This window comes from Deinococcus sp. (genome assembly GCF_030523985.1).
GTDB lineage: Bacteria > Deinococcota > Deinococci > Deinococcales > Deinococcaceae > Deinococcus.
In genome coordinates, this window is the sequence record NZ_JAUNHK010000145.1 from 1 (window position 1) to 4,945 (window position 4,945).

Consider the following 4,945-nt stretch of genomic DNA (forward strand, 5'->3'; position numbering starts at 1 on the left):
GGCTCAAGCATGTAAAAAGCGAGTCGTTTCATTCCGGCCAGAAAATCCACGTTTTCTATCTTCACTTCTTGCCCACCGAGGGCCAGGGGTTCGGGCAAATGCAGATTCTTGGTCTGGATGACCACCGGAGCGAAGTTCAGGATGCCCTTGACCCCCGCCTCGACCAGACTCTGGGCGGCGGCCTGGGCCTGTTCGGGCGGCACGGCCAGAAAGCCCATGTCCACCCGGCGCGGGGTGTCGGCCACCGCCTGCACGAAAGCCCCGAGCTGATTCATGTGCTGAATGGTCAGGCCACGCACTTCACGACCCACGATGGCGGGCGACACATCGAACAAACCGACGTTCTGAAAGCGGTAATCGCTCGCCGCCGGATAGTTGGCGATGGCGTGCCCCAGCCGACCCATGCCGACAATGACCACGTTCCAAGTGCGGTCTAGCCCCAGCACCGTCAGCAACTTGCGCCTGAGCAAGGCCACGGTGTAGCCCCTTCCCCGCGTGCCGAAGCGCCCGAAATAGGCCAAGTCTTTGCGAACCTGAAACGGGGTGACGCCCGCCAGCCGGGCCAGCTCGCCGCTGCTCGCCCGCTGGGTGCCCTGGGTTTCCAGGTCTTCCAGAATGCGAACATAGGTGACCAGTCGGCTGATGGTGGCGGTCGGAATGTCAGGCATCACGAACCTCAACGCAGGCGGAAATGGTCCAGGCCAGCGCGGTCGAGCCGCCCCTCTGCCTCAAGCAATGCGTTCTCGTTGAAGGGGCCGACCAGCACGGTAACTTTGCCGCCCGCTGGCGCATTGACCGAGGGGGTGAACCCCTGGGCACGCAACTGCTCCACGAACCGTTGGGCACCTTCGGGGTTGTTGAAGGCTCCCACCTGAAGGTAGGTCGGGCCACTCGGAGCGGGTGCGGGGGTCGCGGGAGCGGCCACAGGCGGCTCGGCAGGCTCGGGCTCGGGCGTCGTTTCCTGAGCCGGGGCGCTGGACACGGGTGGAGTCGCCTCGGCAGCGGGCGCCTGGGTCTGTGAGGTCTGGGGTTCCGGCTCTGTCGCGGCAGCACTCGGCGTCTGACCACGCGGCAGGTACAGCTCGGCCCGCCCGTACACCCGCCGGATGTCGGCGACGGCCTCGCGCCCGGCAGCCTCGTTCGCGTAGGGCCCCACCTGCGCCACGAACTGGTTGCCCAGGGCAATGGCGTAGACCGTGTAACCCAGGGCCGAGACCTGTGCCGTCGCCGCCTGCAAACTGGCCCGGCTGCCGAACGTGCCGAGCATGACGCGGTAGTCGCTGCGCAGAGGCGTGCGCTGCTCACTGGGCGCGACGGCTCCACCTGCACGGGGCACGGCTGTCGGCGTGGCAGGTTCGCTCGGCTGGGTCGCCGTTGCCGGGGTCTGAGCCGTGGTTTGGGCCGGGGTCGCAGAGTTGATAGGAGGCTGACCCTGCGCTGGGGCCTGACTCTGCCCCTGATTTTGCGTCGAAGGCTGGGTCGGCGCTGCCGTGGTCGGGGTCTGAACCGGGGGCGGAGCCGCAATCGGCTCAGGTTTCGGCAGAACTGGCGGGGGAATCTTAGCGACGGGCGGGGACGCGGGCGCAGGCGGAATGCTGCCCGCCTGGGCACTCTGGCTCTCCGAAGTCGAGGTGCCCGCCGGAGGAGAGGCTGCCGGGGTCGCCGCTTGCGTCACCGTTCCCGGCGAAGACGGAATGACCGAGGTGACGACCTGCGGCTGCGTGTCGGCGGTCTGCCGGGGGCCGAGGCGCTCGCTCAGGAGCAGGCCCCCCAGTCCGGCAACGACAGCCAGGGACAAGGCACCCACCAGCAGTTCGGGCCAACGCCACGTCAGGCGTGGGGTCGCGGGGGCATCCGGCGTAGAGCTGCTGCGCCGTCCAGTCACTTCAGGGCTTCCTTGGCACGCGCTTCACCCAGGTTGGCCGCCGTCTTGAACGACTGGCGGGCATCGTCAGGGCGCTTCTGGGCCTGCTGCGAAAGACCCAGCAGATACCAGCCCTCGGCATTCTTGGGTTCGTCGGTCACGAGACCGCGCAACAGGGCTTCGGCCTCGGTGTAGCGGGCCGTCGCCAGCAGCGCCGACGCGAGGTTTTGCCGGGCGGTGGCCGTGGGCTTGAGCTTGACGCTCTCGCTCAGCACCGACACAGCCGACGGATAGTCGCCCAAACCGTAATAGCTCAGGCCCAGCCACAGCAGCGTATCGGCGTTGGGAACGGCCAGCACGCTCGAATTGAGCAGGTTGCGGGCCTGGGCATACTGTCCCTGGCGGTAGGCCGACACGCCCTGAACATACTGGGCCTTGGCCTGGGTCGCGGCGTCGGGGGTCAACTTGAGGGCCTGGGCAGCCTCGGCCCCGGCTTCCTTGTATTGGTTGGCGGCGAGATAGAGGGTGGCGAGGTCGGCCCGGTAAGCCGCCGACTTGGGGGCGAGTTTCAGCGCGGCCTGATATGCCTTGATGGCTTCGGCGCGGTTGCCGAGCTGGGTCTGAATCTCGGCTTCACGGGCGTAGGCGCGCACGCTGCGGGTGTCCTCGCGCCGGGCGTCGCTGGCGGCCTGAAGTGCGCCACGCAAGTCTTTTTGCCCCAGCAGCAGGTCGGACTTGTGCAGCAGCAGTTCGGCCCGGTCACTGCCCGTCAGCACGCGAGCTGCCGCCGAATTGAGTTCGCGCACTGCCCGGTCGGGCAGCCCCTGAGCGGCGTAGATGTCGGCGAGGAGCAGCGCGGCCTGCACACTGCTGCCTTTGCGCTCCAGCACGGCATAGGTGGCGGGCAACGCCTCGTCAAGTCTGCCTGCCAGGAACAGGGCCTGGGCATTGCGGTAGACGTATTCCAGGTTCGTGGGGTCGGCCTGACGCAGGGCGGCATAGGTGGCGGCCAGTCCGTTGTAGTCCCTGGCGCGGGACTGTTCGCTGGCAAGCGCCTTGAGGATCTGCTGGCGCGGGCCACTGGGGGCCGTGGTTCCGGCGAGGGTCAGGGCCTCGGTGTAGAGCTTGAGCGCCTCGGCATAGCGGCCCTCGCGGGTGGCGATGACCCCCAGGTTGTACGGCCCTTCGTAGCGCCCCGGAGCGAAGCGCATGAACTGTCCGAACTCGAACGCTGCGCCGCGCAGATCGCCCAGGTTGTAGAGCACCAGTCCCAGCCCGAAATGCGGCTCCGGGTTGTTGTAGTTGGAGACGATGAGGTTCTCGAACTGCGAACGGGCCTGGGCGTACTTGCCCTCCGAGAGGCTGCGGCGGGCCACCTGCAACTGGGTCTGTTGCTGCGGCGTCAGGGGCACGACCGTGACCGCCGGAGTCCCGGCCTGGGCCTGCCCTGCCTGCTGCGCCGGAGTTGCCGCAGTCGGGACAGCCGTGGCGGGCTGCGCTGCGGACGACTGGGACGAGACCGACTGAGTCGCGGCAGGCTGAGCGGCAGGTTGGCTGGTGGCAGGCTGGGCCGGAGCCGTGACCGATTGCCCGTTCTGACAAAGTTCGGGGGCCATCTGACAGGCGTCGAACTGCACCGACATGCTGCCGGGCACCTGGGTGACGCCGGGCTGAATCTGGTTGAGGGTGTTCTGCACCCCTATCGCTGCCGAAGTATCAATCAGGGTCTGGGCGTGAGCGCTCGCGCCGCAGGCCAGGGCCACACCGAGCACAAGGCGGGCGGCCACAAACCGGGGAGCGTCAGAGGAAAAATGCATGAATAGAGCCTCCTGAGAAGACGGACAAGACCAGACTAAAGATGCCAATCTTGCACAACCCTTACCACCTGGATAAAGCACTGAACCGTCGCTCAATTTTCTCACGGTCTGCCATCGAAAGAAACTCCCTCCCGGCGACCTGTGGAAAACAATCCGACATGTCAGGCCACGCCGAATTGACCCGAGCGGGCGCCGGGCCGCTTGAGTGCCAGTTGCCCACAGGCCGCGCCCGCATCCTTGCCGCGTGAGCGCCGCACCGACACGTCTACCCCCCGGCTCTGAAGCAGGTCGTAGAACGCCTGAATCTGTTCCTCGGTGCTGCTGACAAAGTCCGAGCCGTCCCAGGGGTTCATGGGAATCAGGTTGACGTGGCTGACCAGTCCGGCCAGGCGGTCGGCCAGCAGGTCGGCCTGCCACAGATGGTCGTTGATGCCGCGCAGCATGGTGTATTCCATGGTGATGCGGCGTCCGGTCACCGCCTGATAGTCACGCGCCGCCGCCATGATTTCCTCGATGGAGTTGGCCGCGCCCGTCGGGATAATGCGCTGGCGGGTTTCCTCGTCGGGCGCGTGCAGCGAAATGGCGAGCTTGATGCCCAGGTCGTCCTCTTCGGCGAGGCGGCGAATGCCCTTGGCGATGCCCACAGTCGAGAGGGTCACGCGGCGCTTGCTCATGCCCAGGGCGTCGGGGTGCAGCAACACGCGGGCCGCTGCCATGCTGTTGTCGTAGTTCAGCATTGCCTCGCCCATGCCCATGAACACCAGATTGCGAATTTCACGCGGCGAAATGCCCTCGCCCCCGGCCACCGCCAGCACCTGACCCACGATTTCACCGGGGGTCAAGTTGCGCCCGAAGCCCATCTTGCCCGTCGCGCAAAAGGCACAGCGGGCCGGGCAACCCACCATCGTCGAGACACAGATGGTCTTGCGGTCGAGGTAGGGCATGTAGACCGCTTCCATCTGGCGACCGTCGAGCAGGGTAAAGAGGTACTTGACCGAGCCGTCCTGACTGCGAACCGTTTCGATGTCGGCGAAGGGGTTGAGGCGGTACTCGGCGGCAAGTTCGGCACGCAGCGGCGCGGGCAGGTTGGTCATCGCGTCGAATGTGCCGACGCCCTGCACGAACACCCATTCGAGCAGCTGTTTTCGCCGGAAGCCTTCCAGCGGGTATTCGTCGGGGTGCAGGTCGAGAAGCAGAGGCATCACGGCAGTTTAGAGCATTTTGAATAAAATCTTTGTGGCCCCTTTCTGCCGAGTGGAACGGG

Annotated in this window: 4 protein-coding genes; all 4 read right to left on the reverse strand. The window is 66.4% G+C overall.

Annotated elements, in window-relative coordinates; all coding sequences use genetic code 11:
- The coding region (locus Q4C89_RS13880) for a redox-sensing transcriptional repressor Rex (protein ID WP_303103217.1) at positions 1–668 on the reverse strand (668 nt) is incomplete at its 3' end.
- 8 nt (positions 669–676) lie between these two features.
- Positions 677–1,885: an SPOR domain-containing protein gene (locus Q4C89_RS13885; protein ID WP_303103218.1), complete on the reverse strand. Its 1,209-nt coding sequence runs from the start codon at positions 1,883–1,885 to the stop codon at positions 677–679.
- The gene (locus Q4C89_RS13890; RefSeq protein WP_303103219.1) at positions 1,882–3,681 is read right to left on the reverse strand and encodes a tetratricopeptide repeat protein; all 1,800 of its coding nucleotides are present in this window, start codon (positions 3,679–3,681) and stop codon (positions 1,882–1,884) included. Before Q4C89_RS13890 ends, Q4C89_RS13885 begins: the two co-directional genes overlap by 4 nt.
- A gap of 161 nt (positions 3,682–3,842) precedes the next feature.
- Positions 3,843–4,883 (reverse strand): 23S rRNA (adenine(2503)-C(2))-methyltransferase RlmN, encoded by a 1,041-nt coding sequence (gene rlmN, locus Q4C89_RS13895; protein ID WP_303103220.1) that lies wholly within the window; start codon positions 4,881–4,883, stop codon positions 3,843–3,845.
- Between the last annotated feature and the right edge of the window lie 62 nt (positions 4,884–4,945).

Excerpts from the sequence above, each read along its gene's own strand:
- rlmN (WP_303103220.1), bottom strand. The coding sequence starts at position 4,883 with ATGCCTCTGCTTCTCGACCTGCACCCCGACGAATACCCGCTGGAAGGC.
- Q4C89_RS13890 (WP_303103219.1), bottom strand. The coding sequence starts at position 3,681 with ATGCATTTTTCCTCTGACGCTCCCCGGTTTGTGGCCGCCCGCCTTGTG.